Raw genomic sequence first — 21,473 nt, 5'->3', positions numbered from 1 at the left:
CAAAGCCCATCCTACGGTGAAATTCGCAAAATACGCGATTCATTGATCCGACTTCCAACTACCGACGAGAATATTAGCCAAACACTATGGATCTCAAACAAGCTCTGCAAGCTCTCCTGACCAAGCATAATCTCAATCACGAGCAAATGCGCGACGTGATGCGCATTATTATGACCGGCGGTGCGACCGATGCACAAATTGCCGCATTCTTGATTGCGTTACGCTGCAAAGGAGAAACCATTGAGGAAATCGCCGCTGCTGTCGAAGTGATGCGAGAATTAGCCGACACCATCGAAATCTGCGGCGAGCATGTCGTGGACACCTGCGGCACAGGCGGTGATGGCGCAAACACATTCAATATTTCAACGGCCAGCGCTTTCGTCGTTGCGGCAGCCGGAGGCAAAGTCGCCAAACACGGCAATCGTTCAGTTTCCAGCCGCACCGGCAGTGCCGACGTGCTGGAAGCGGCCGGTGTCAACCTGGACTTAAGCCACGAACAAGTCATCCGCTGCGTCAATGAAGTCGGCGTCGGTTTTTTGTTCGCACCGAAACATCACGGCGCAATGAAATATTCGGTCGGACCTCGCCAAGAAATGGGCGTACGGACACTATTCAACCTATTAGGTCCATTATCCAATCCGGCTAAGGCACCGAATCAATTGATCGGCGTCTATGCAAAGGAATGGGTTCGGCCGATGACCGAAGTACTAAAAAAACTCGGCAGCCAGCATGTCATCGTGGTCAGCGCAGAAGACGGACTCGATGAAATCAGCATTGCCTCATCGACTTCGGTGGCGGAATTGAAAAACGGCAACATCAATTGCTACACGATCACACCGGTCCAATTCGGTCTCAAACGAGGCAACCTGGAAGAGCTTGCGGTCGATAGTGCCGCAGAGAGCCTAGCTATGATTTATTCGGCACTCGACAATCAACCGGGACCTGCCCGAGACATCGTCGCGCTCAATGCCGGCGCGGCAATTTATGCGGCAGGCCTGACCGACAACTTACATTCCGGCGTGCATAAAGCTCAAATAGCCATTGAAAGTGGCATGGCAAAAGCGAAATTGAATACATTCATCGAATTTTCCAACGCGCTAACTTCAAGCGAATCATCATGACCGATACTCCCGATATTCTAAAAAAAATCCTTGATACCAAAGCCGACGAAATCGCACGCCGCAAGCTGAACACGACGGTCGACATGCTGCGTGAAATCGCAGGCGGCGTCGAAAGCCCGCGCGGATTCGCCGCCGCGCTACAGAGCAAGGTTGCCGGAAAAAAAACTGCGATCATCGCCGAAGTCAAAAAAGCCTCGCCGAGCAAAGGCGTGATCCGCGAAAACTTCGATCCGGTCGCAATCGGCCAAGATTATGCGATGAACGGCGCCGCCTGCCTGTCGGTCCTGACCGATAAGGAATATTTCCAAGGCAGCGAAGTGTATCTGCAAATGGTCAGGGAACGCTGCCCGCTGCCGGTGCTGCGCAAGGATTTCATGATCGACCCTTACCAGGTCTTCGAAGCGCGCGCCTTAGGCGCCGATTGTATTTTGCTGATAGTCGCCGCGCTCGACGATGCACAAATGCACGAATTAGCGAACACCGCGAAGGAATTGGGCATGGACGTTCTAGTCGAAGTGCATGACGCAGATGAATTGCAACGCGCGCTAACACTCGACACGCCGCTGATCGGCATCAACAACCGTAACTTGAGAACCTTCGAAACCTCTCTGCAAACGACGCTGGACTTGAAAGATCAAATCCCTGAGAACCGCATTATCATTACCGAAAGCGGCATTCACACGCCTGAAGACGTCAAGCTGATGACCGACAACGCTATCTATGCCTTCCTGGTCGGCGAAGCCTTCATGCGCGCGCCAAGCCCCGGACAAAAAATGCGCGAATTGTTTGAATTGCCGTAGATTTGTTTTTCAAGCTCGAGGCCATACGAATTCTGGAAATATTAGACCCTAAACATGCCTAGGTTAGACAGCATTTCCATTAATGGTTACAAGTCGATCAAAAATTTAGATAATTTTAAACTGACTAACCTCAACATTTTATTGGGTGCAAATGGCGCGGGGAAAAGTAACTTTATTTCCGTATTCAAATTTCTGGCAAATATGTATGACCGGAATTTGCAGGATTATGTGCAAACTAACGGTGGCCCGGATACGTTATTACATTACGGGCGAAAAAAAACCAAGTCTATTCATATGGAGTTTTATTTTGCGCAAAACGGCTATGAATTCAGCTTAAAGCCTACTTTGGACAATCGATTGATTTTTGCTTTCGAAAAACTTTGATTCACTGGTTATTTAGCTTATGACGGCTCTCCCCGTTTTCCGTCAGATTCAATCATTCAATTCGGAGAGAGCGAGGCAGCGCTTAAAAATTCCTCAGATAAGTATGCGCAATATATCAAACCTGCCATCGCAAGCTGGCGCGTTTATCATTTTCACGATACCAGCGATACCGCAACGGTTAAACAGATTCATTCTGCAACGGACAATCTGAAACTTAAAACCGATGCCGCAAACTTGGCCGCTTTTTTAATGCGCTTAAAACGCGTCTATCCTGAAAATTATCAGCAAATTGTCAGTACGATTCGGTTGGTTGCGCCATTTTTCGCCGATTTCGTACACCGAGAAGATGCCGATAATGTTCAACTTGAATGGTTCGAGCTAGGCAATCCCGATACGCCGTTTAAAGCGCATGTTTTATCGGACGGCACGTTGAGGTTCATCTGTTTAGCCACGCTGTTACTACAGCCATTTCGGTTGATGAGCGATACCGTATTGATCGACGAGCCGGAGCTAGGTTTACACCCCTATGCCCTTGCAATTCTCGCCGATTTAATCAAAAGGGCGTCCGAGCAAAAGCAACTAATCATTTCAACACAATCCGTCGAGCTGATTGAGCATTTTTCGGCTAACGACATCATCGTTGTAGACCGAGTAAAGGACGCATCTACATTCAAACGCCTAAACGAAGAGAATCTAAAAGACTGGCTGGAAGATTATAGTCTTGGCGAATTATGGAAACAAAACATTATCGGCGGGAGACCGTCGCGATGAAACGAATGTATGTAGTTTGTGAAGGCCAAACCGAAGAAACCTTCGTTCGCGATGTGATCGCCCCGATTTTTGCTCACAGGCAAATCTATATAACTGCGCGCTTGATTTCAACATCAAAAGGCCATAAAGGCGGCGGGTTAAATTATCAACGCGTCAAGAAATTTATCTTGAATTGCCTGAAAGAAGAAGCCGATACCATTATTACCACTTTTTTCGATTTATATGCGCTGGATAACGGCTTTCCATCTTACGAGGAAGGCCGGAAAATTAGCGATGTGCATCAAAGAGTCGCCCGGCTTGAGGATGCTTTTAAAGCCGATGTCGTTAAGGAAAACGAACTCTATGCAGAGCGTTTTTTCCCCCTATATACAGCCTTATGAATTTGAAGGGTTGCTGTTTACCGACATAGCAAAGCTAATTGAATTAGAAACGTCTTGGGAAAAAGCCTTCAAAGAATTAAATGCCATCCGTGACTCGTTTAGTTCCCCTGAGCATATCAATGACGGTTATGAAACTAAACCATCGGCTCGGATTAATGGAATTTTGCAAAAACCTTCATACCGTAAAATACGGCATGGCTCCTTAGCGATTAAAAATATCGGCATTGATAATTTGTGCGAACAGTGTACGCACTTTGCCGAGTGGTACCATAAATTAAATCAAATAAGATGTTCGGCCTAAATCCACTTCTTCAACCCAGTCGGTTTTATAATATACCTTTCGCACTTCAAATTTCGGCAGTGCCTGAGGAGGCGCCAGGGTGTGCGGCAAAGGCTTTGCCAGCATGGAGCTGGCATAGAGCCTACAGGGATGTATTCACCCAGCCCCTAAATTCCATAGCCCATCGGTCATGGTTAATAGTCTTACTAATTTAGGGGCTGGGTCCTTTGACAGACACCCTGGTGCCGAATTTTGATCTGCGATGGGTATAAACTAATGACCCAGGGCATGCTTGTTAGATATGCCGGATTTTTTGGGAACAAACCAACTGAGCTGACAATCCCCGATTTACTCCCACACCAATCAATGACTGACTTCGGTCACCATCACATCGATGCCGTTTTCCTTAAGCCGGTTCTTAATGGTCGTGACGCTCGACATCTGCTCGTACGGCCCCATTTTTACGCGGTTCCAAATCACATCGCCGACTTGGGCTTTCTCGACGCGGGACTCAATACCCATTAGCGCTAACTTAGCACGTAGTCGGTCAGCATCGGCAAACTCTCTGAACGAGCCTGCCTGCAGCAAATATTGAGTTGCCTTAGCCTTGCCGACCCGTTCTTCGCGCACCCGGGTTTTGATCTCGTAATCGGGCACGACGACTTCTTTTTCCGGTAATATCGTATAAAAATCGAAGCGCGGCTCGTCGATCGCTTCCGGCTTTGGCGATTTCGTCTTTGTTGATGTTTTGACTTGACCGGCAACTTGTTTAGGAGGCGTTTGTTGTTTTGTCGAGCTCTTGTTTTCCGGCGTAGGCCCGCACCATTTAAGCAATAACACCGGAAATACCACGATCACGAGAACGAGCACCAACCAATTCCACCAGGTAGCTGGTACACCGGCTTTCGGTTTCGGCTTGGTCCGGTGTTGCCCCCTGTTTTTATAGTCTCTTGCCATCTTACATCACTTCAGGCGCATTGACCTTCAACAACTCCAAGCCATTGGCCATGACTTGTTTTGCGGCGGAGATCAAGTTTAGCCGCGCGTTCCTCAATGCCGAGTCCTCAACCAGAAACTGATGGGCATTGTAATAAGTATGAAAATCGGTCGCCAAGTCGCGCAGATAATGAATCAACTGGTGCGGCTCGTAGTTTAGGGCGGAGCGCTCCAGCACTTCGGGGTAACGCGCCAAGGTGCCGATCAGATTTTGCTCGTGCTCCTCTCTCAGCAGCGCCAAATGCTTCATGCCGTCGAGCAAGTCGCGCGCCCAGTTTTTTTCATCTAGCTGGCGAAACACACTGCATATTCGCGCATAGGCGTATTGCACATAATAGACCGGGTTTTCGTTGGTTCGCGATGTCGCGAGCTTCAAATCGAAATCCATGTGCTGCTCCGAACGGCGCATGACATAGAAAAAGCGCGCAGCATCTTTACCGACTTCGTTACGCAACTGTCTTAAGGTCACGAATTCGCCGGAACGGGTCGACATTTGCACTTTTTCTTCGCCACGGTACAACACCGCAAATTGCACCAACAATACCGTCAATTTCGATTCGTCGGCGCCGAGCGCCTGCATCGCGGCCTTGACCCTTGGAATGTAACCGTGATGGTCGGCCCCCCAAATGTTGATAATGCGGTCGTAACCCCGGTGCCATTTGTTCATATGATAAGCGATATCGGAGGCAAAATAAGTGCCTTGACCGTTTTCGCGCACGACGACGCGGTCTTTTTCATCGCCCAAACGACTAGATGCGAACCAGGTCGCCCCGTCTTTTTCGTAAAGGTAACCGGCTTGTTGCAAACGGTTTAACGCTTCGTCGACCGCCCCGCTCTCCATCAGCTTGCGCTCGGAAAACCATTCTTGATAACTCACGCCGAACTCGGCGAGATCGTCCTTAATATCCTGCAAGATCGTTTTCAGCCCGGCTTGAAAGATGTCCTGATAAAGTCCCGAACCCAACAGGGTCTTGGATCTTTCGATCAACGCATCGATATGCGCCTCCTTGTCACCGCCCTGCGGCTCGTCGACCGGAATATTCTCGATCAGCAATTCGGCCGGTCTTCGATATTCATTGCCTGAGGCTTTATGAATCTCGGCCGCGATTTCGCGAATATATTCGCCGCGATAACCATTGACCGGGAACGGGATAATTTCGCCGCATTCTTCGAGATATCGCAACCAGATACTAGTCGCCAAAATATCCATCTGCCGACCGGCATCGTTGACATAATATTCGCGATGTACTTCAAAACCGGCCGCTTCTAATAGATCGGCAACCACCGAACCATAGGCCGCCCCGCGTCCGTGACCGACATGCAAGGGCCCGGTCGGATTAGCCGAAACGAATTCGACTTGAACCTTTTGTCCGGCACCGGCGCGGCTCAAGCCGAATTGCGACCCATCATCATGAATTTTTTGAATGATTTTATATTGCGCATTCGGGTCAATGAAAAAATTGATGAAACCGGGGCCTGCGATTTCAACCCGAGCAACGGCGCTATCGACCGGTAATGCCGCGACGATTTTTTCGGCCAACGCTCTGGGGTTAGACTTGGCGGGCTTTGCCAGCATCATTGCAATGTTGGTCGCAAAATCGCCATGCTGTGCATCACGGGCATGTTCTATCGTAAATTTAGGGCTTACGCCCCCATCCAGGATTCCGTCTTTTTTTAAGACATCAATGGCTTGCAGGATTAGGGCCTCTAATTTTTGTTTCATGACTTCCGCGAATTTAGGTGAAAAACAACTGGATATTATCCATGAAAGTTAACCGCTTATACAATGCAGATTTATGTTGCAGCAATCCCCGGTTTGGGCGTTTTCGCTGTATTTGGACATGCCCGCGACGTTAATACAAATCCACCGGATCGACATCGAGCGACCAACGCACTTTTCGGGTTAATTTAAGTCCCGCTATAAGCGGCATTAGTTTATCCAGGAAGCGATGCAATTCGGGCCTAGTCGCGCTTTGTAGCAACAATTGATAGCGATACCGACCGGCGCGCCGGGACATTGGCGCCGGCACCGGGCCCAACATTCGTACCGTTCGATTCGGCTCGACGGCTTGCATTAGTTGCTCGAAAAATTGCAGAGGAGCGGCGGAATCTGTGGCTTCGACACGCAACAATGCTTGAAAACTGTAGGGCGGCAACTCAGCCAATCGTCGTTCGGCTAGTGCGGAACGGGCGAAGCGGCCATAACCTTCCTTGATCAATGTGGTCAACAACGGATGATCGGGCTTTCGAGTCTGCAATATCACCCGCCCGGGTTTTTCCGCACGTCCGGCGCGGCCCGATACCTGTACGATCATTTGCGCCAGTTTTTCCGAGGCATGGAAATCGATGCTGAACAAACCGCTGTCGACCTCGAGCATCACGACCAGAGTTACATTCGGAAAATGATGACCTTTCGCCAGCATCTGTGTACCGAGAACGATATCGACCTCCCCCCGGTTAATACGATCGAGAGCGTCTTCCAACACGCCTTTACGTTGAGTGGTATCACGATCCAGACGAATGACGCTTCGTCCCGGGAACAATTGCGCTAGGGCTTTTTCGACCCGCTCGGTACCGAGGCCAAGCGGTGTCAACTGACCGGTCTCACACTCGGGACATTGTGGCAACAAGCGCTGTTCGCTACCGCAATGGTGGCAGCGCAACAGAGACTCGTCGTAATGCACGACCATATTCGCTTCGCAGCGCCGGCAACGCGCCACCCAACCGCAACCGTGACAGATCAAAGTTGGGGCAAACCCTCGCCGATTAAGGAACAATAATACCTGCTCATTTTTAGCCAGCGTCTTGTGCATTTCGGCGATCAACGACTCCGACAAACCTTCCTGCATGCGTTTATTGCGAATATCCAAAAGCAACATTTTAGGCGGGGCGGCATTCCCGGCCCTTTCGGTCAAATGTAATAACCGATAACGGCCTTGCTCGACATTATAAACGCTTTCCAACGACGGCGTCGCCGTACCTAACAAGACGGGAACATTAAGCAGTTTGCCGCGCACCACTGCGACATCGCGCGCCGAAAACCGGAACCCCTCCTGCTGTTTGAACGACGCGTCATGTTCCTCATCGAGAATGATCAACCCCGGTCTTGCCAGCGGCGTGAATAATGCCGAGCGCGTACCGAGCATGATAGCATAATCGCCGCGTTGCATACCGAGCCAGGCTTGTTGACGCTGTATATCGGTCAACTTGGAATGCGACACCGTAATCGGCACGGCAAAACGCTGCCGGAAGCGCTGCTCTAACTGCGGAGTCAGCGTAATTTCGGGCAACAAAACCAACACTTGCAGCCCACGCTCGAGTACCGAGCGGATCACCTGCATATAGACTTCGGTCTTGCCGCTGCCGGTCACGCCTTCCAATAAAAAGACTTCGAAGCGGCTCAAAGCACAAACGACTTGTTCGATGGCTTCCTGCTGCAATGGATTCGGGTGCAGCTGCGAATTAAATGTCAAATGAGTCGTGGCGTTGGCGGCGGCCCCTTCTAACCTGAGTAGCTGCTTATCTTGCAGCGCTTTGGCTGCCGGTCGCCAATTTTCGAGAATCGCATTCAAGCGCGATGCCGGCACCGCGTCTCGCTCCGTTTGCAATTGGTATAACAACTGTTGTTGTTTCGGTGCACGCCTGAGTTGCTCAGGATTTAATAAGCGGCCTTTTTCGGTCAATACATAAAATTTTTCTGCTTTAATCGTAGCCGGCTTACCTTGCCTGAGCGCAACGGGAAAAGCGGCGCTAAATACCTCGCCCAACGGATGATGATAATAACGCGCGGCCCAATGCAACAGACTCAAGTCACGATCCGACAACAAAGGCCGTTCATCCAAGACGGCCTCAATCCGCTTGAGTTTAGCGCTAAGTACTTCGCTGTTTGAATCGATTCCAATCAAAAAAGCGGTTTTTTGGCCCTTGCCGAACGGTACTGTTAGTCTAATACCCGGTTTTAGGGTTTTCGGATCGAGATCCAGCGGCGGCAAATAATCGAACAAACGATAAACCGGTACCGGAATCGCAACTTTGAGGATGTACAAATGGCTTCGCACTCACCGAACCATTTCGTTTGTTATTGCCATGTGATTTAAGGTAACTATTCAGTCTTTCGGCAATTATCGCTCCCACGCAGAGCCTGGGAATGATAGGGGGGATGAGAACAAATATGATTTAAGAGTTTATTAAAGATATCCACATAAGCTGTGGATAACTCTGTGCATATCCCGTTGATACTTGTCCTGAATAACGATTTTTATTCGATTTTTTAGATTTGACCAATCATTAATCGGCTTGTTAATTCTCAAAATATCAATGGCTTGCTAATAAAGCATAGCATTAGCAATACCGCCGAGAACTCGATCAATTAAATTTCTGGATTGTGTATAAACATTAAAATCCGTTAATTTCATGGCTTGACAAACTTCAACGTCATACGGTCGCTTTCGCCGATCGCTAAATACTTGGCTCTGTCCTTCTCATTCAAACGTAGTGTAGGCGGCAAAGTCCAGACACCGGCCGGATGATCTTTAGCGTCTTTTGGATTGGCATTGATTTCGGAGCGGTCCCGCAACTTGAATCCGGCTTTTTCGGCCAGTTCGATAACATGGCTCTCGTCGACATAGCCCGATTGCACCTGTGTTTCGATCGCGGCACCAGGCAAGCTTCTATGTTCCACCACACCGAGAACTCCCCCCGGTTTCAGCGCTTTGAACATCGCAGCGAATACCGTATCGGCTTGACCGGCCTTGATCCAGTTATGCACGTTCCGGAAGGTCAGCACGCGATCGGCAGAACCTTCAGGCGCTATCTCGACAGATTCGGGCGGTTGCAAAACAGTCAATTCAACCTTACCGTAGACCTCGGGCTGTTGCTTCATTTTCTCGACAAAAGCCTGTAATGTCATTTGAAAATAGGGAACTTTTGCATCTTTTGAGAAATGTGCGGCATAGAGCTTGCCTTTATTTTTCAGATAAGGCGCCAAAATTTCGGTATACCAACCTGCGCCCGGCCAGATTTCGACAACCGTCATCGACTCGCCGACATCAAAAAACGACAAGGTCTGTTCGGGATGACGGTAAGCATCACGGGCTTTGTTTTCGGCCGAACGATGCGCCCCGTCGATCGCTTGCCTCAACGCCGACGTTTCGGCGGTCGCCGTAGCCGCGCACAAAACCAAACTGAGTAATACAATCACTTTTTTCATTACACTATCCCCATCTAAATCAACACCACAGGCTTGTCGGCCCGCAAAATCACTATAATCGAAGCCCATTCGTTTACCGCTCACGGCTCACTGAAATTATCCGCCATTCCCAAAACTGCACGAGACTCCAGGCAGCCAACATCAAAAAGGCAACCAACGTCCAGCCTGGCATGCTAATGCCGAACAGACTCCAATCGATTTCGGCACATTCTCCGGTTCCGCTGAGCATCAGTTTGATAGTATCAGTCAATGGAAAATTTTCGAAGACATACTCCAAGCCAGGCCCGCATTCAGGCACTTGGTCGGGCGGCAAATTTTGTATCCAGACATGACGCATCGAAATCGACGCGCCTGCCAATGCCACAATAGCACCAATGACTGCATAAGCTTTTCTGCCGACTCCGGTCGGGTTATGTGTCGCCGCAATCAAGAACACAACGCCGGTCGCCGCAATCGCGATGCGTTGAGAGATACACAACGGACAAGGCTCGAGGCCATCGACGAACTGAAAATACACACCCATCGCCAATAAAAACGCACAGCCGGCAGCGCCGAGAAAAAACCAAATGCGCGGCCGCGATGCGGCTTGCAAGAATAAGTCATGAATCATAGCCTTGATGCCTTGTTTATTGGTAACTATTCAGCGCATGCGGTAGGTTGGTGTCAGGCATTGATTTCTAAGGACGCGTGAATACATCCCTGTAAGCTCTGACTGCAACGTCCTGTTGCAGACAGCCTTATAAATCAATCCCAGACACCTTCTCATACATGACTTATGCTGAATAATTACGTTTATTACTAAATTTTCGTGTGCTTCGTAGTCAAAATGCTTTTTATTTGAATAGCAAATCATTCACGTTTTTTTGAATTTAACCACTTTATTCAGCGGGCTTAAGTTAATTTCATCGACGACGATGTTAGCATTCGAATGCAGAATATACAGCACCGCATCGGCAACATCTTCGGGCTCGATAGCTTGTCCGGCCTCGCCGCCGGGCTCGAAGGACAAGGTCTCGAAAAACGGCGTATTGACCATGCCCGGATTGATCAGCGCAATCCTAACTCGGCTTTTCGAACATTCTTCGCGTAGCGCCTGAGTAAATCCGCGCACGGCGAATTTACTCGCGCAGTATACCGCGCCTTTGCGGCTCCCCTTGAGCGCCGCTTCCGAGCCGATGAAAATCAAATCGCCCCGCGCTTGTTTTTTCAATCCCGGCAATAATGCGCGCGTTACAAACGCCTGCCCGGTAAAATTAACCGTCATCAATGCTTCGATCGCGGCAAACGAAAACTCTTCCAACGAACCGAAGCGGCCCGCACCGGCACAAAAAACCGCGGCATCGATTTCAGGATGATCCTTGCTCAACTGGGTCGCTTGATCTGCCAAACCCGTCAAATGACTCAAATCCATTTGCACCGCCGTAAAATTCGGCATCGACGTTTGAAAACGATCGGCATCGCGCGATACGCCAAGCACATGATGACCTTCGCTTAATAATTTTCTAGCCACCGCTCGTCCGATTCCGGAACTGGCACCAGTCACCAGGATCGTTCTGTTCACAAACGGCATGGAAAAAACTTATCCTCGGATATGTAGGTCAACAACTGCTCGCTACAAAAGTCCATCATCTCCTGCTCTAAATCCTGGTGATAAGACACCATGCCCTGCTGATTGCTCAATGGTCCCGCGAAAAGTTTTTCTTCCGGATACAGTTTATGCATTTTTTTGTAATTGTTCTCCGGCAATCGAAAAACGCCTAAGCTAACCGAATGCAAGTTCTCCGGATCGATGCGCTTGAAAACCTGTTCGAACAATTGCCGGTAATGCCGCCGAAAATCGTCGGTATAGATCAACGGATCGAAACGTAAGCCCAAAGGCCAACCTTGCGCTTGTAGTTTGGCCATTGCTTCTATCCGTTTTGCCACGGACGGAGCGCCTGCCTCAACCTTGGCCGCAATCGCTTCCGGCGATAAACTGAAGGCAACGATGCAGCGCGCTAAAGGTTCTCGGTCTAATAGGCCCCTAACCTGTGTACTTTTTGTTCTCAACTCTAACCAGGCATTGTCTAGGCCGGCAAAGACAGGCAGGAACTCTTCGACAAAACCGGTAACCGGTTCCAATGCCAAGCTGTCGCAATCGTAACCCGAAAAAAAATAGAGCCGCTCATTGGGATTTTCCGCGCAAATTTGCTTGATATCACTCTGGAAATCCTCGTAATTGACAAACAAGACATAGTGAGCCGACTGGTACATGCCCTGTAAAAAACAATAGCGGCAATCATACAGGCAGTTGAGCATGTGCGAAAAATAATAATTTTTTCCGGCGCCTATGCCGTAGCCGGCCGGAGCCTCTAATACAAACCGCCGATACTTTTCAGCCAAAATCAGTGCCGGCTGCTGTTTTTGTAAGCGGAAGTTTTGCGCCTTCGGATTAAATACTTCGCCGAATCGTCCGCAGCCGATTATTTGCGCTTTTGGAAACCTAGCGCATATTTGTTCGACACGTGGGTGATTACGAATCGCTTCTTCGATATAGAGGGTTTGTATCATTTATAAAGTTTAACGCAAACCATAAAGTCATGTCAGCGCTTCGATACACGCCCCCCCTTTTCTATGAAAATACCCAACTCCTTAAGATATGAACAAACTCTACCCAGGCCTTGCGATTTCTGACACAATCCCCATATCGGATTAAAATAACGTAACCTTTTAAACCATATCTCAACATTATGAAAACGAAAAAAATCGGATTTATCGGAGGCGGCAATATGGCCTCCAGTCTCATCACGGGTTTGATTGCCAGCGGTCACTCGCCATCTCAAATATGGGTCTCGGATATCAATCAAGACGTCCTTAAAACGCTGGCAAACAATTTAAATATTAATATTTCCGTTGCCAATGAAGCCGTCATCGAGGAAGTCGACGTCGTCGTGCTGGCAATCAAGCCACAGGTACTACGTGAAGTCGCGGAAAACTGCGCGGCCAGCATACGGAAAAAGCGCCCGTTGGTCGTTTCGATCGCCGCCGGCATCGCTCAAGAGAGTCTGAGCCGCTGGCTGGGCGCCGAAGTCGCTGTCGTGCGCTGCATGCCAAATACCCCGTCCTTGGTGTTGACCGGCGCAACCGGTTTACATGCCAATGCGAATGTCGACGACGAACAGCGCGACTTGGCTGAAAATATTCTACGCTCGGTCGGCGTTGCGTTATGGGTCGATAAAGAATCGGAACTCGATGCGGTTACTGCGGTATCGGGCAGCGGCCCGGCCTATTACTTTTTGCTGATGGAAGCGATGGAACAAGCCGCATTGTCAATGGGCATGCAGGAACATACGGCACGCTTGCTGATTCAACAAACCGCGCTCGGCGCCGCTAAAATCGCGCTCGAATCGAACGAGTCCCCCGAACAATTGCGCAAACGGGTCTCTTCGCCGGGCGGCACCACCGAACAAGCAATCAAAGCTTTCGAACAAGGAGGATTCCGAGAGTTGGTCGCCAAGGCCATTCAAGCCGCGCATGACCGCTCGATCGAGATGTCCAAACAATTGGGAGAACAATAATGGATTCGAACTATATGTCCAATCCTGTCATTTTTTTGATCGATACGGTATTTTCGTTATATATCCTTGCCGTCATGCTGCGCTTCCTACTGCAGTGGTGTGATGCCGAATACTATAATCCGATCTCGCAGTTTTTGATCAAAATCACGCATCCGCCGCTTCGAGTCATGCGCCGCTTTATTCCGCCGATCGGTCAAATCGATACGTCGTCGTTGGTTTTGGTCATGGTTTTGCAGATGCTGGCCGATTTTTCGATCTTGATTTTGAAAGGTATCATGATCAGCGTTGGCGCATTGATTGTTTTATCGTTTACGCAACTGGTTTCGTTGCTGTTCAATATCTTCATTTTTGCGATATTTGCCCGGGCGATTCTAAGTTGGGTCAACCCCGGCGCTTTCGATGCCGCCTCGTCGATATTACATAGCTTGACCGAGCCGCTGCTCGATACTTGCCGTAAATTCATCCCCGATATCGGCGGCGTCGATTTATCGCCCCTGGCCGCACTGGTGTTATTGCAACTGGCTAAAATGGTCATTTTGCCGCCTTTGCATCAATTAGCCGGCCTGATTGGTTGAGATGGTTTTGTTGGCAACATGACAGACGATCCTGCTCCCTTTTGATCGAAAATTTCCGGCCAACGAGTTCGGAATTAATAAATCGTAATGCAAACGGTTATGGATTTGGTCGTAAATATACCTTTCGCACTTCAAATTTCGGCAGTACCGGAGGAGGCCTCGGGGTGCTCGATAAAGGCTTTGCCAGCATGGAGCTGGCATAGAGCCTACATGGACGTATTCACCCAGCACCTAAATTCCATAACTCAATGGCCATGATTAATTGCGTTGGATAATTTAGGTGCTGGGTTCACGGCGTCCTTTAATGGGCACCCCGAGGCCGAATTTTCATCTACGATGAGTATATAATAAAAATTGTCTTATTTTCCTTTTGATCAGCTGTTGCTGTAGCCGCCTATGCCGATTGCCTTACTACGAAAATACCTTAACATTGCCGCAGTCACACTACTTCTATGTCATGTGCCCTCGATCCATGCAAAAAAAATGTACCGCTGGGTTGACGACCAAGGCAATACTTATTTTTCAGACCAAGTCCCGCCGGAACACGCAAAGCATCGCCGCGAAGCGTTAAATCAGCGAGGCAGGGTAATCGATGTCATTGAAAAAGCCAAAACAAAAGAAGAGCTAGAATTGGATCAAAGACTTAACGAGCTTCGTGAGGCGCAGGAAAAAATCATTCAAAAACAACAAACCTATGATAGGGTTTTACTAAGCACTTTCCGCAACATAGACGATTTATTGTTGTCGATCAAAAATAAGACTCGCACTATGGAAGCACAAATCAGGGCGACGGAAGGCAACTTAAACCGGCTCAAGAGTCAGCTATCCGGACAACAAAGAAAAGCCGCAGCATTCGAAAGAAATGCTCAACGCGTCCCCGAGTCGTTACTGAAGGATATCCGGTCGACCCAAGAGCAAATTCAACAAACCGAAATAGCGATCAGTCGACAAATGGAAACGTTGAACCAAGTAAAAAAAGAAGACGATGCCGACGTCGAGCGCTATTTATTTTTGACTCAATCCAGGACCGATACGCAACCGAAACAACATAAAATTCCTAGCATTAAGGAAGCCAACGAATTAGGATTGTTTTATTGCGAGAACGATCATCAATGTAACCAGGCGTGGGAAATTGCTCGAACTTTCGTCACTTTTCATTCAACGACCGGCCCGGATATCGACACCGACAAGTTGATCATGACCCGCTCGCCATCTAAAGATTCCGACTTAAGCTTATCATTATCAAAAATCGCGATTAGCGATGTCGACTATCAACTTTTTCTCGATATTCGTTGCCGAGACTCTTCATTAGGCCGCGAGTTATGCGCGAGTCAGCGAGTCAGCGATATCCGGTCCGCGTTTAGACCTTATATTAACGACGCCTTATCTCGGTCGACTGAATAATAAGGTCCCCACTCCCTGGTCGGTAAACAGCTCCAACAATACTGCATGCTCGACGCGCCCGTCGATGATATGGACGCTAGAGACCCCTCCTTTCAGCGCATCGGTTGCGCAGCGGGTTTTCGGTATCATACCGCCGGAAATCGTACCGTCCTCAATCAAGTCGTCTACATCCTTTAACGAGAGACCGGTCAGCAAATTTTGTTGCTTATCGAGAATGCCTGCGGTATTGGTCAACAAAATCAATTTTTCGGCTTTCAAGACTTCTGCAACCTTGCCGGCGACCAAATCGGCATTGATATTATAGGAATGCCCATCGTCGCCCACGCCGATCGGAGCAATCACTGGAATAAAATCACTGTGATTCAACATCGACAGTACCGCCGGATCGATACTACTGACCTCTCCCACATGACCTAAATCGATGATTTCAGGCTCTTGCACTTCGATCGCATTTTTTTTCATTTTGATCTTGTTGGCGCGAATAAAGTCGCCGTCCTTACCGGTCAAGCCCACCGCTTTGCCGCCATGCCGGTTTATCAGATTAACGATCTCTTTGTTCACCAAGCCGCCCAATACCATTTCAACAACATCCATCGTTTCGCTGTCGGTCACACGCATGCCGTCAATAAACTCTGAGGTTTTTCCGAGCCGTTTCAGTAAGTCCCCTATTTGAGGGCCGCCGCCATGTACGACGATGGGGTTTAAACCGACCAGTTTCATCATGACAATATCTTGCGCAAAACTGTTTTTTAGCGATTCATCGATCATCGCATTGCCGCCGTATTTGACGACGACCGTTTTATCTTTAAAACGGCGAATATAAGGTAAGGCTTCGATCAGAACGTGCGCAATCTGATGCGCGGCTTTGTTTTTCATGTATTCTTTATCCATTGATTAAAAAGGTAAAACTAGCTGTGGCTCGATACTCGCGATCAATGTCTTGAACTCCTTTTGAATTCGGCGCATCGCTTGCTCGCTATCGGCTTCGAAACGGACCACTAATGAAGGCGTGGTATTCGATGCTCTAACTAGCCCCCAACCATCGGAAAAATCGACCCGTAATCCATCGATGTTGGTGATTTTCCCATCTTTGAAATCGGCCTTGGCAAATAACCGTTCAATAAAGTCAAAATTTTCGCCCTCTTTCATTGAAACGAGCAATTCCGGTGTATTAAGGCTTTCCGGAAACTCGGCAAAAATTTCGGCACTGGTTCTGGCATCCGAGGACAAAATCTCAATTAGACGCGCCGCTGAATATAAAGCGTCATCAAACCCGTACCATCGGTCATTAAAAAAGATATGCCCGCTCATCTCTCCAGCTAATTTAGCACCGGTTTCTTTGACTTTTGCCTTCATATAAGAGTGGCCGGTTTTCCACATTAAGGCTCGACCGCCGTATTTGGCGATCTGCTCGGCCAAATGCCTAGAGCATTTGACATCGTAAACAATCTGCGCACCGGGCTTTCTTGCCAAGACATCCTTAGCAAACAACATCATCAGCCGATCCGGCCATATAATTTTACCGTTTGAATCGACCACCCCAAGGCGGTCGCCATCACCGTCGAAAGCGATGCCGATGTCCGCCTCATAATGTTGCACCGCAGCAATTAAGTCTTCCAAATTTTCCGGAACGCTTGGATCCGGATGGTGATTAGGAAAACTGCCATCGACATCGCAAAACAATTCGACGACTTCGCAACCCAGCGTCTTAAATAGTATCGGTGCAATATCACCGGCCACGCCGTTCCCGCAATCCAACACGATTTTCATCGGCCTGACCAAATGTACATCTTCGGCGACAATACCGATGTATTCATTAACAAACATGCTGTTCTGGTCGACCGTACCGCCTACCTCAACGGCATAATCTTGTTTATCGATGATGTTTTTAAGCTTCGCGACACGCTGCCCTGCCAAGGTTTCACCCTTAATCACCATTTTCATGCCGTTGTATTCTGCCGGATTATGACTCCCGGTAATCATTAACCCGGTCCGTCCTTCGGTATGTTGCGTAACGAAATACAGAATAGGTGTCGGCACCATGCCCAAATCGAGGACATCCCGCCCTGTCGAAACAATGCCATTGATCACGGCATCCGCCAATTCGGGACTGGAATGGCGCCCATCACGTCCGACCACGACAATGTTACAATCCGCTTTTCTCACTTCCGTACCAAACGCGCGGCCAATATCATAAGCCAGTTCGGTTGTCAGCGTTTTGCCGACCACGCCCCGTATATCATAGGCTCTAAATACTTCTCCGCTCCCCTCGTGCAACGGTGCCGTCGCTTTTGAAATAGGGGAGGGTTTTGGCTGCTCGGGAACCGGAGTTGGTTTCGCTTCTGGTATCGGCATATCCCAATCGACATCCGGCATTGAGACCGGACTTGTTTCGGCATCGCCTGCTTTAGCGTTTTCAACAATTTCTTCAATCGCAAAATCGGATTCTTCAAAAAATCCGTCAAAATCGGCTTCGCTTTCATTAGCAATCGCAACGACGTCGTCTCCTTGATGATCCAATACTCGCTTGAATTGTACCAGCGTGGAAATAATGACACTCATCTCACTCAAATTTACCGGATAATTACCATACGCATTTCCGGTCATTAGATCCTTGACGGCTTTTAAAACAATACTTTGGTCGTGGCTTAAAATATTGGCACTTTTCCGATAGCCTACAAAAAACGCAAGACAAACCAACAGCACCGCTATTAACATAATTGCCGCAATCAACCCTACATCCGAAGAGCTCCCCCCTATCTGATACCAAACCTGAACTTGCCATGCCGTGTGAGCAATAGGCATCTGCACACTAGCAGCATCGCCGATAAGCGCTCGGTTTCCAACCGCTGCCAACTCGAAGTCACCCTGCCTCAATTGAATCAACTGATTGCCGATAGAGCTAGGCTTAATGCTGTTATTAATAAAGTCATAACTCAAACTGGCCAATATGACACCCGCCACGCGGCCGCTTTCTTCAATTCTAGCCGTTATCGCAAGATGCCGGTTAGCACCCTCCCCTTGAATCAAGGGTTGAGGATTCCCGCTAAAGGTTTCCTTAACCATGTCCAAATCGGCAAAGCCCATGTGCGGAACATGTTCGGTATCCAAATCGTTTATGCCTGGCAGCAATAATCTGATCTTTAATGCGCCCGGCAAATATTTTTCCAATTGTGCTTCTAACGCTCGAATCCGGCCCCTGTCTCTGTTTTCCATTGCCTCTATTACAGTCGGATCTCGAGCCATTTTGTCAATTGCGCTAGCCAATTGTTCGATTTGTTTTGAAATACCTAATGCGGTACCGGCAGCCAGAGCCATTGCTGAATCATGCTTAGCTTCCTTGATGCTGGAGTCATTAGCCCAATAAATCGCTCCTCCTGTCAATAGCACCACAAATGCCGCAATGATCGACAGCGGTAAGAATATACGCTCCATCAAATGTCCCCTATCAATTTAATGTCGCCCGGTATGTCCGAAACCACCTTCACCTCGAGCACTTTCATCAAACGCGTCGACCAACTCGAATTGCGCCTGTACGACAGGCACGAAAATCAATTGTGCGATTCTTTCCCCGACATTAACGATAAATGCGGTCTGTCCACGATTCCAACAAGATACGAAAATCTGTCCCTGATAATCCGAATCGATCAATCCCACGAGATTACCCAAAACGATTCCGTGTTTATGCCCTAATCCCGAGCGAGGCAGGATGACTGCCGCCATAGTATTATCGGCAATATGAATCGCAATGCCGGTGGGGATCAAGATACTGTCGCCAGGCTTCAATTCGACCGATTCGCTCAAACAGGCCCTCAAATCCAAACCGGCCGAACCGGTAGTGGCGTATTCAGGCAGAGGAATATCCTTACCCAATCGTTCATCCAGAATTTTTAATTGTATTTTTTTCATTGATTTTCTCAGCGATTAAGCTCATTAGCTGCCGTGCGAGTTGTTTTTTATCGGTCATGGCCAAATCTACGCCGCCACCATGCCAGAAGACAGACAGGGCATTTAGATCGCTTTCGAACCCGCCCTTATCTTTACCAACCCAATTGGCCGCAACCATATCCAAATTCTTTCGAATTAACTTGTCTTGAGCATATCGCTCTAAATCGTGCGTTTCGGCGGCAAAACCAACCGTGTAAGGTCTGTTATGCGTCAACTTCGAAACATCGGCTAAAATATCACGGGTTTTACGTAATAAAATGACGACCTCGTCATTTTGTTTTTTTATTTTTTTATCATTAACACTAACCGGACTGTAATCGGCGACTGCCGCCGCCGCGATAAAAATATCGGCCGATTGAACACTCGTCATGACCGCTTCATGCATTTGCGCGGCAGTTTCAACCTGTATCAGACGCGCGCCATCGGGTGCTGACAATGCGACTGGCCCACTAACCAAAGTGACTTCAGCTCCTATTGCCAAGGCCGCATGGGCAAGCGCATAAGCCATTTTTCCGGAACTGCGATTGGTAATATAGCGAACCGGGTCGAGAGGTTCCCGTGTAGGGCCGGCTGTAATCAAAATCTTTTTACTCTGTAAAACCGCTTGCGCAGTATTTGCCATTAAACACTGCATGATCGCTTCCGGCTCGGACATACGCCCTAAACCTGTTTCGCCGCAAGCTTGACTGCCGACTTCCGGCCCGATGAATTGCGCTCCTTGGCCGACTAAGCGCTCTATATTTTCCTGAGTAACGGCTTTATGCCACATGACACGATTCATTGCCGGCGCCAAATAAAGAGGACACCCGGCGGCCAACACCAACGTGGAGACTAAATCGTCGGCCAAGCCATGACTCAATTTAGCGATCATATTTGCGGTCGCCGGAGCAATCACGATGCAATCCGCCCAGCGCGCCAAGCTGATGTGCCCCATTGCGTGTTCTTGATCACAGTCCAACAAATCAATATGCACAGGGTTTCCGGATAAGGCTTGCAAAGTCAACGGAGTGATAAAGGCCATCGCCGACCGAGTCATCACCACTCTAACTTCACACCCGTGTTTTCTCAAGAGCCGGATGAGCTCTGCAGACTTGTAGGCCGCGATTCCGCCGCAAACTGCTAGTAATATTCGCTTCTTATTAATAGTTGTACCGATAGAAAATTAAATTGGATATTATGGCAAGTATAGTAAATTTCTTCTATGCTTGATATTTTTGACCTAACTTGGGTAATCAATGGCAATCAAAGATTGGCCGGCGGATGAACGACCTCGGGAAAAATTATTACAAAAAGGCTCAAACGCGCTTACCGACGCGGAATTGCTCGCAATATTTCTGCGCACCGGAACGCCTGGAAAATCGGCTGTCGATTTAGCCAGAGACTTACTGAACGACTTCGGTTCTTTAAAGGCGCTGCTCGATGCCGACCTGGAACGTTTTTGTCAAAGTGTCGGCTTAGGGCCCGCTAAATACGCGCAACTGCAAGCCGTTTTAGAAATGGCTAGAAGGCATTTTTGTGAAATTCTACAACGCGGTGACGCCTTGACCAGCCCCGACATTACCCGAGCTTATCTCAGCGCGCAATTAAGAGGATACAGTTATGAGGTATTCGCTTGCTTGTTTCTCGATAACCAACATCGTGTTTTAAAGCTCGAAGAATTGTTCCGAGGCACTATAGACAGCGCCTCTGTGTATCCTAGAGAAGTAGCCAAAGCCGCTTTACAGCACAACGCCGCCGCCGTTATATTCGCACACAATCACCCCTCCGGAATCAGCGAACCCAGCCAAGCCGACCGCCACATAACCGACAAACTCAAGCAAGCCTTGGCTTTATTCGACATTCGGGTTCTTGATCATTTTATCATCGGCGACGGCTTACCCTACTCGTTTGCTGAGCATGGGTTGATATGACAAATAATTTTTATCTATATACTTTTTAAAAAGTAGACTAAAAAAGGCGACTCGCAAAGAGAGTTATAATACACGGATGTATCAATCGTCCAGAAAGAGTCTCCCCGGTCATAAACGCTAAACATCTAAGGCTGCGCA

At 48.6% G+C, this 21,473-nt stretch carries 21 protein-coding genes; 10 read left to right on the top strand and 11 right to left on the bottom strand.

Annotation, left to right across the window (positions count from 1 at the left end; all coding sequences use genetic code 11):
- Positions 1-86: 86 nt before the first annotated feature.
- The 6 genes from trpD to MEALZ_RS23600 all read left to right on the top strand — a co-directional run bounded on the left by trpD (position 87) and on the right by MEALZ_RS23600 (position 3,757).
- On the top strand, positions 87-1,121 hold the full coding sequence (gene trpD, locus MEALZ_RS00765; protein ID WP_014146664.1) for an anthranilate phosphoribosyltransferase: 1,035 nt from the start codon (positions 87-89) through the stop codon (positions 1,119-1,121).
- Entirely contained in the window at positions 1,118-1,921 is an 804-nt protein-coding gene (gene trpC / locus MEALZ_RS00760) for an indole-3-glycerol phosphate synthase TrpC (protein ID WP_014146663.1), read from the top strand. The genes trpD and trpC overlap by 4 nt, the downstream gene beginning before the upstream one ends.
- Before the next feature lie 54 nt (positions 1,922-1,975).
- Positions 1,976-2,305: an AAA family ATPase gene (locus MEALZ_RS23285; RefSeq protein ID WP_223842335.1), complete on the top strand. Its 330-nt coding sequence runs from the start codon at positions 1,976-1,978 to the stop codon at positions 2,303-2,305.
- A gap of 234 nt (positions 2,306-2,539) precedes the next feature.
- Positions 2,540-3,076 carry an AAA family ATPase gene (locus MEALZ_RS23280; RefSeq protein ID WP_223842334.1) on the top strand — a complete coding sequence of 179 codons (537 nt, stop codon included), beginning with the start codon at positions 2,540-2,542 and terminating at the stop codon, positions 3,074-3,076.
- Positions 3,073-3,456, top strand: a complete 384-nt coding sequence (locus tag MEALZ_RS23605; RefSeq protein ID WP_048481304.1) for a DUF4276 family protein — start codon at positions 3,073-3,075, stop codon at positions 3,454-3,456. Before MEALZ_RS23280 ends, MEALZ_RS23605 begins: the two co-directional genes overlap by 4 nt.
- Positions 3,419-3,757 (top strand): DUF4276 family protein, encoded by a 339-nt coding sequence (locus MEALZ_RS23600; protein WP_048481303.1) that lies wholly within the window; start codon positions 3,419-3,421, stop codon positions 3,755-3,757. The genes MEALZ_RS23605 and MEALZ_RS23600 overlap by 38 nt, the downstream gene beginning before the upstream one ends.
- A gap of 342 nt (positions 3,758-4,099) precedes the next feature.
- Here MEALZ_RS23600 and MEALZ_RS00745 read toward each other — a convergent pair whose 3' ends face one another.
- The 7 genes from MEALZ_RS00745 to MEALZ_RS00715 all read right to left on the bottom strand — a co-directional run bounded on the left by MEALZ_RS00745 (position 4,100) and on the right by MEALZ_RS00715 (position 12,491).
- Positions 4,100-4,693 carry an SPOR domain-containing protein gene (locus MEALZ_RS00745; protein ID WP_014146662.1) on the bottom strand — a complete coding sequence of 198 codons (594 nt, stop codon included), beginning with the start codon at positions 4,691-4,693 and terminating at the stop codon, positions 4,100-4,102.
- 1 nt (position 4,694) lies between these two features.
- Complete coding sequence (gene argS, locus MEALZ_RS00740) at positions 4,695-6,455, bottom strand: arginine--tRNA ligase (RefSeq protein WP_014146661.1); 1,761 nt, start codon at positions 6,453-6,455, stop codon at positions 4,695-4,697.
- 130 nt (positions 6,456-6,585) lie between these two features.
- Entirely contained in the window at positions 6,586-8,778 is a 2,193-nt protein-coding gene (locus MEALZ_RS00735; RefSeq protein ID WP_223842333.1) for a primosomal protein N', read from the bottom strand.
- 365 nt (positions 8,779-9,143) lie between these two features.
- Positions 9,144-9,941 carry a class I SAM-dependent methyltransferase gene (locus MEALZ_RS00730; RefSeq protein WP_046061295.1) on the bottom strand — a complete coding sequence of 266 codons (798 nt, stop codon included), beginning with the start codon at positions 9,939-9,941 and terminating at the stop codon, positions 9,144-9,146.
- Positions 9,942-10,014: 73 nt separating this feature from the next.
- Positions 10,015-10,551: a disulfide bond formation protein B gene (locus tag MEALZ_RS00725; protein ID WP_014146658.1), complete on the bottom strand. Its 537-nt coding sequence runs from the start codon at positions 10,549-10,551 to the stop codon at positions 10,015-10,017.
- A 243-nt stretch (positions 10,552-10,794) separates the two neighbouring features.
- Complete coding sequence (locus MEALZ_RS00720) at positions 10,795-11,511, bottom strand: SDR family oxidoreductase (RefSeq protein WP_014146657.1); 717 nt, start codon at positions 11,509-11,511, stop codon at positions 10,795-10,797.
- A complete protein-coding gene (locus tag MEALZ_RS00715; RefSeq protein WP_014146656.1) occupies positions 11,499-12,491 on the bottom strand; it encodes a spore photoproduct lyase family protein in 993 nt (330 codons plus the stop codon). The genes MEALZ_RS00720 and MEALZ_RS00715 overlap by 13 nt, the downstream gene beginning before the upstream one ends.
- A 179-nt stretch (positions 12,492-12,670) precedes the next feature.
- On the opposite strand from MEALZ_RS00715, the gene proC reads away from it, so the two are divergent.
- The 3 genes from proC (at position 12,671) to MEALZ_RS00700 (ending at position 15,477) form a co-directional block, all read left to right on the top strand.
- A complete protein-coding gene (gene proC / locus MEALZ_RS00710; protein WP_014146655.1) occupies positions 12,671-13,498 on the top strand; it encodes a pyrroline-5-carboxylate reductase in 828 nt (275 codons plus the stop codon).
- Positions 13,498-14,073, top strand: a complete 576-nt coding sequence (locus tag MEALZ_RS00705) for a YggT family protein (RefSeq protein WP_014146654.1) — start codon at positions 13,498-13,500, stop codon at positions 14,071-14,073. The genes proC and MEALZ_RS00705 overlap by 1 nt, the downstream gene beginning before the upstream one ends.
- A 396-nt stretch (positions 14,074-14,469) precedes the next feature.
- Positions 14,470-15,477 carry a DUF4124 domain-containing protein gene (locus MEALZ_RS00700; RefSeq protein WP_014146653.1) on the top strand — a complete coding sequence of 336 codons (1,008 nt, stop codon included), beginning with the start codon at positions 14,470-14,472 and terminating at the stop codon, positions 15,475-15,477.
- Here the strand turns inward: MEALZ_RS00700 and argB are convergent.
- From argB to coaBC, 4 genes are read right to left on the bottom strand one after another with little or no spacing between them, the layout of a single operon-like run.
- On the bottom strand, positions 15,457-16,368 hold the full coding sequence (gene argB, locus MEALZ_RS00695) for an acetylglutamate kinase (protein ID WP_014146652.1): 912 nt from the start codon (positions 16,366-16,368) through the stop codon (positions 15,457-15,459). The two genes, MEALZ_RS00700 and argB, sit on opposite strands and share 21 nt — an antisense overlap.
- Positions 16,369-16,371: 3 nt before the next feature.
- Positions 16,372-18,912 carry a phosphomannomutase/phosphoglucomutase gene (locus MEALZ_RS23270; protein WP_014146651.1) on the bottom strand — a complete coding sequence of 847 codons (2,541 nt, stop codon included), beginning with the start codon at positions 18,910-18,912 and terminating at the stop codon, positions 16,372-16,374.
- 18 nt (positions 18,913-18,930) lie between these two features.
- The gene (gene dut, locus MEALZ_RS00685) at positions 18,931-19,386 is read right to left on the bottom strand and encodes a dUTP diphosphatase (RefSeq protein WP_014146650.1); all 456 of its coding nucleotides are present in this window, start codon (positions 19,384-19,386) and stop codon (positions 18,931-18,933) included.
- Positions 19,355-20,581, bottom strand: coding sequence for a bifunctional phosphopantothenoylcysteine decarboxylase/phosphopantothenate--cysteine ligase CoaBC (gene coaBC, locus MEALZ_RS00680; protein WP_046060916.1), 1,227 nt, complete (start codon positions 20,579-20,581; stop codon positions 19,355-19,357). The genes dut and coaBC overlap by 32 nt, the downstream gene beginning before the upstream one ends.
- Positions 20,582-20,660: 79 nt before the next feature.
- On the opposite strand from coaBC, the gene radC reads away from it, so the two are divergent.
- Positions 20,661-21,335 carry a RadC family protein gene (gene radC, locus MEALZ_RS00675; RefSeq protein WP_014146648.1) on the top strand — a complete coding sequence of 225 codons (675 nt, stop codon included), beginning with the start codon at positions 20,661-20,663 and terminating at the stop codon, positions 21,333-21,335.
- Positions 21,336-21,473: the final 138 nt, after the last annotated feature.

It is taken from the genome of Methylotuvimicrobium alcaliphilum 20Z (assembly GCF_000968535.2).
Classification (GTDB): domain Bacteria; phylum Pseudomonadota; class Gammaproteobacteria; order Methylococcales; family Methylomonadaceae; genus Methylotuvimicrobium; species Methylotuvimicrobium alcaliphilum.
This window is presented reverse-complemented; position numbering and strand designations above follow the sequence as displayed.

Excerpts from the sequence above, each read along its gene's own strand:
- trpD (WP_014146664.1), top strand. The coding sequence starts at position 87 with ATGGATCTCAAACAAGCTCTGCAAGCTCTCCTGACCAAGCATAATCTC.
- trpC (WP_014146663.1), top strand. The coding sequence starts at position 1,118 with ATGACCGATACTCCCGATATTCTAAAAAAAATCCTTGATACCAAAGCC.
- MEALZ_RS23285 (WP_223842335.1), top strand. The coding sequence starts at position 1,976 with ATGCCTAGGTTAGACAGCATTTCCATTAATGGTTACAAGTCGATCAAA.
- MEALZ_RS23605 (WP_048481304.1), top strand. The coding sequence starts at position 3,073 with ATGAAACGAATGTATGTAGTTTGTGAAGGCCAAACCGAAGAAACCTTC.
- MEALZ_RS23600 (WP_048481303.1), top strand. The coding sequence starts at position 3,419 with ATGCAGAGCGTTTTTTCCCCCTATATACAGCCTTATGAATTTGAAGGG.
- MEALZ_RS00745 (WP_014146662.1), bottom strand. The coding sequence starts at position 4,693 with ATGGCAAGAGACTATAAAAACAGGGGGCAACACCGGACCAAGCCGAAA.
- argS (WP_014146661.1), bottom strand. The coding sequence starts at position 6,455 with ATGAAACAAAAATTAGAGGCCCTAATCCTGCAAGCCATTGATGTCTTA.
- MEALZ_RS00730 (WP_046061295.1), bottom strand. The coding sequence starts at position 9,941 with ATGAAAAAAGTGATTGTATTACTCAGTTTGGTTTTGTGCGCGGCTACG.
- MEALZ_RS00725 (WP_014146658.1), bottom strand. The coding sequence starts at position 10,551 with ATGATTCATGACTTATTCTTGCAAGCCGCATCGCGGCCGCGCATTTGG.
- MEALZ_RS00720 (WP_014146657.1), bottom strand. The coding sequence starts at position 11,511 with ATGCCGTTTGTGAACAGAACGATCCTGGTGACTGGTGCCAGTTCCGGA.
- MEALZ_RS00715 (WP_014146656.1), bottom strand. The coding sequence starts at position 12,491 with ATGATACAAACCCTCTATATCGAAGAAGCGATTCGTAATCACCCACGT.
- proC (WP_014146655.1), top strand. The coding sequence starts at position 12,671 with ATGAAAACGAAAAAAATCGGATTTATCGGAGGCGGCAATATGGCCTCC.
- MEALZ_RS00705 (WP_014146654.1), top strand. The coding sequence starts at position 13,498 with ATGGATTCGAACTATATGTCCAATCCTGTCATTTTTTTGATCGATACG.
- MEALZ_RS00700 (WP_014146653.1), top strand. The coding sequence starts at position 14,470 with ATGCCGATTGCCTTACTACGAAAATACCTTAACATTGCCGCAGTCACA.
- argB (WP_014146652.1), bottom strand. The coding sequence starts at position 16,368 with ATGGATAAAGAATACATGAAAAACAAAGCCGCGCATCAGATTGCGCAC.
- MEALZ_RS23270 (WP_014146651.1), bottom strand. The coding sequence starts at position 18,912 with ATGGAGCGTATATTCTTACCGCTGTCGATCATTGCGGCATTTGTGGTG.
- dut (WP_014146650.1), bottom strand. The coding sequence starts at position 19,386 with ATGAAAAAAATACAATTAAAAATTCTGGATGAACGATTGGGTAAGGAT.
- radC (WP_014146648.1), top strand. The coding sequence starts at position 20,661 with ATGGCAATCAAAGATTGGCCGGCGGATGAACGACCTCGGGAAAAATTA.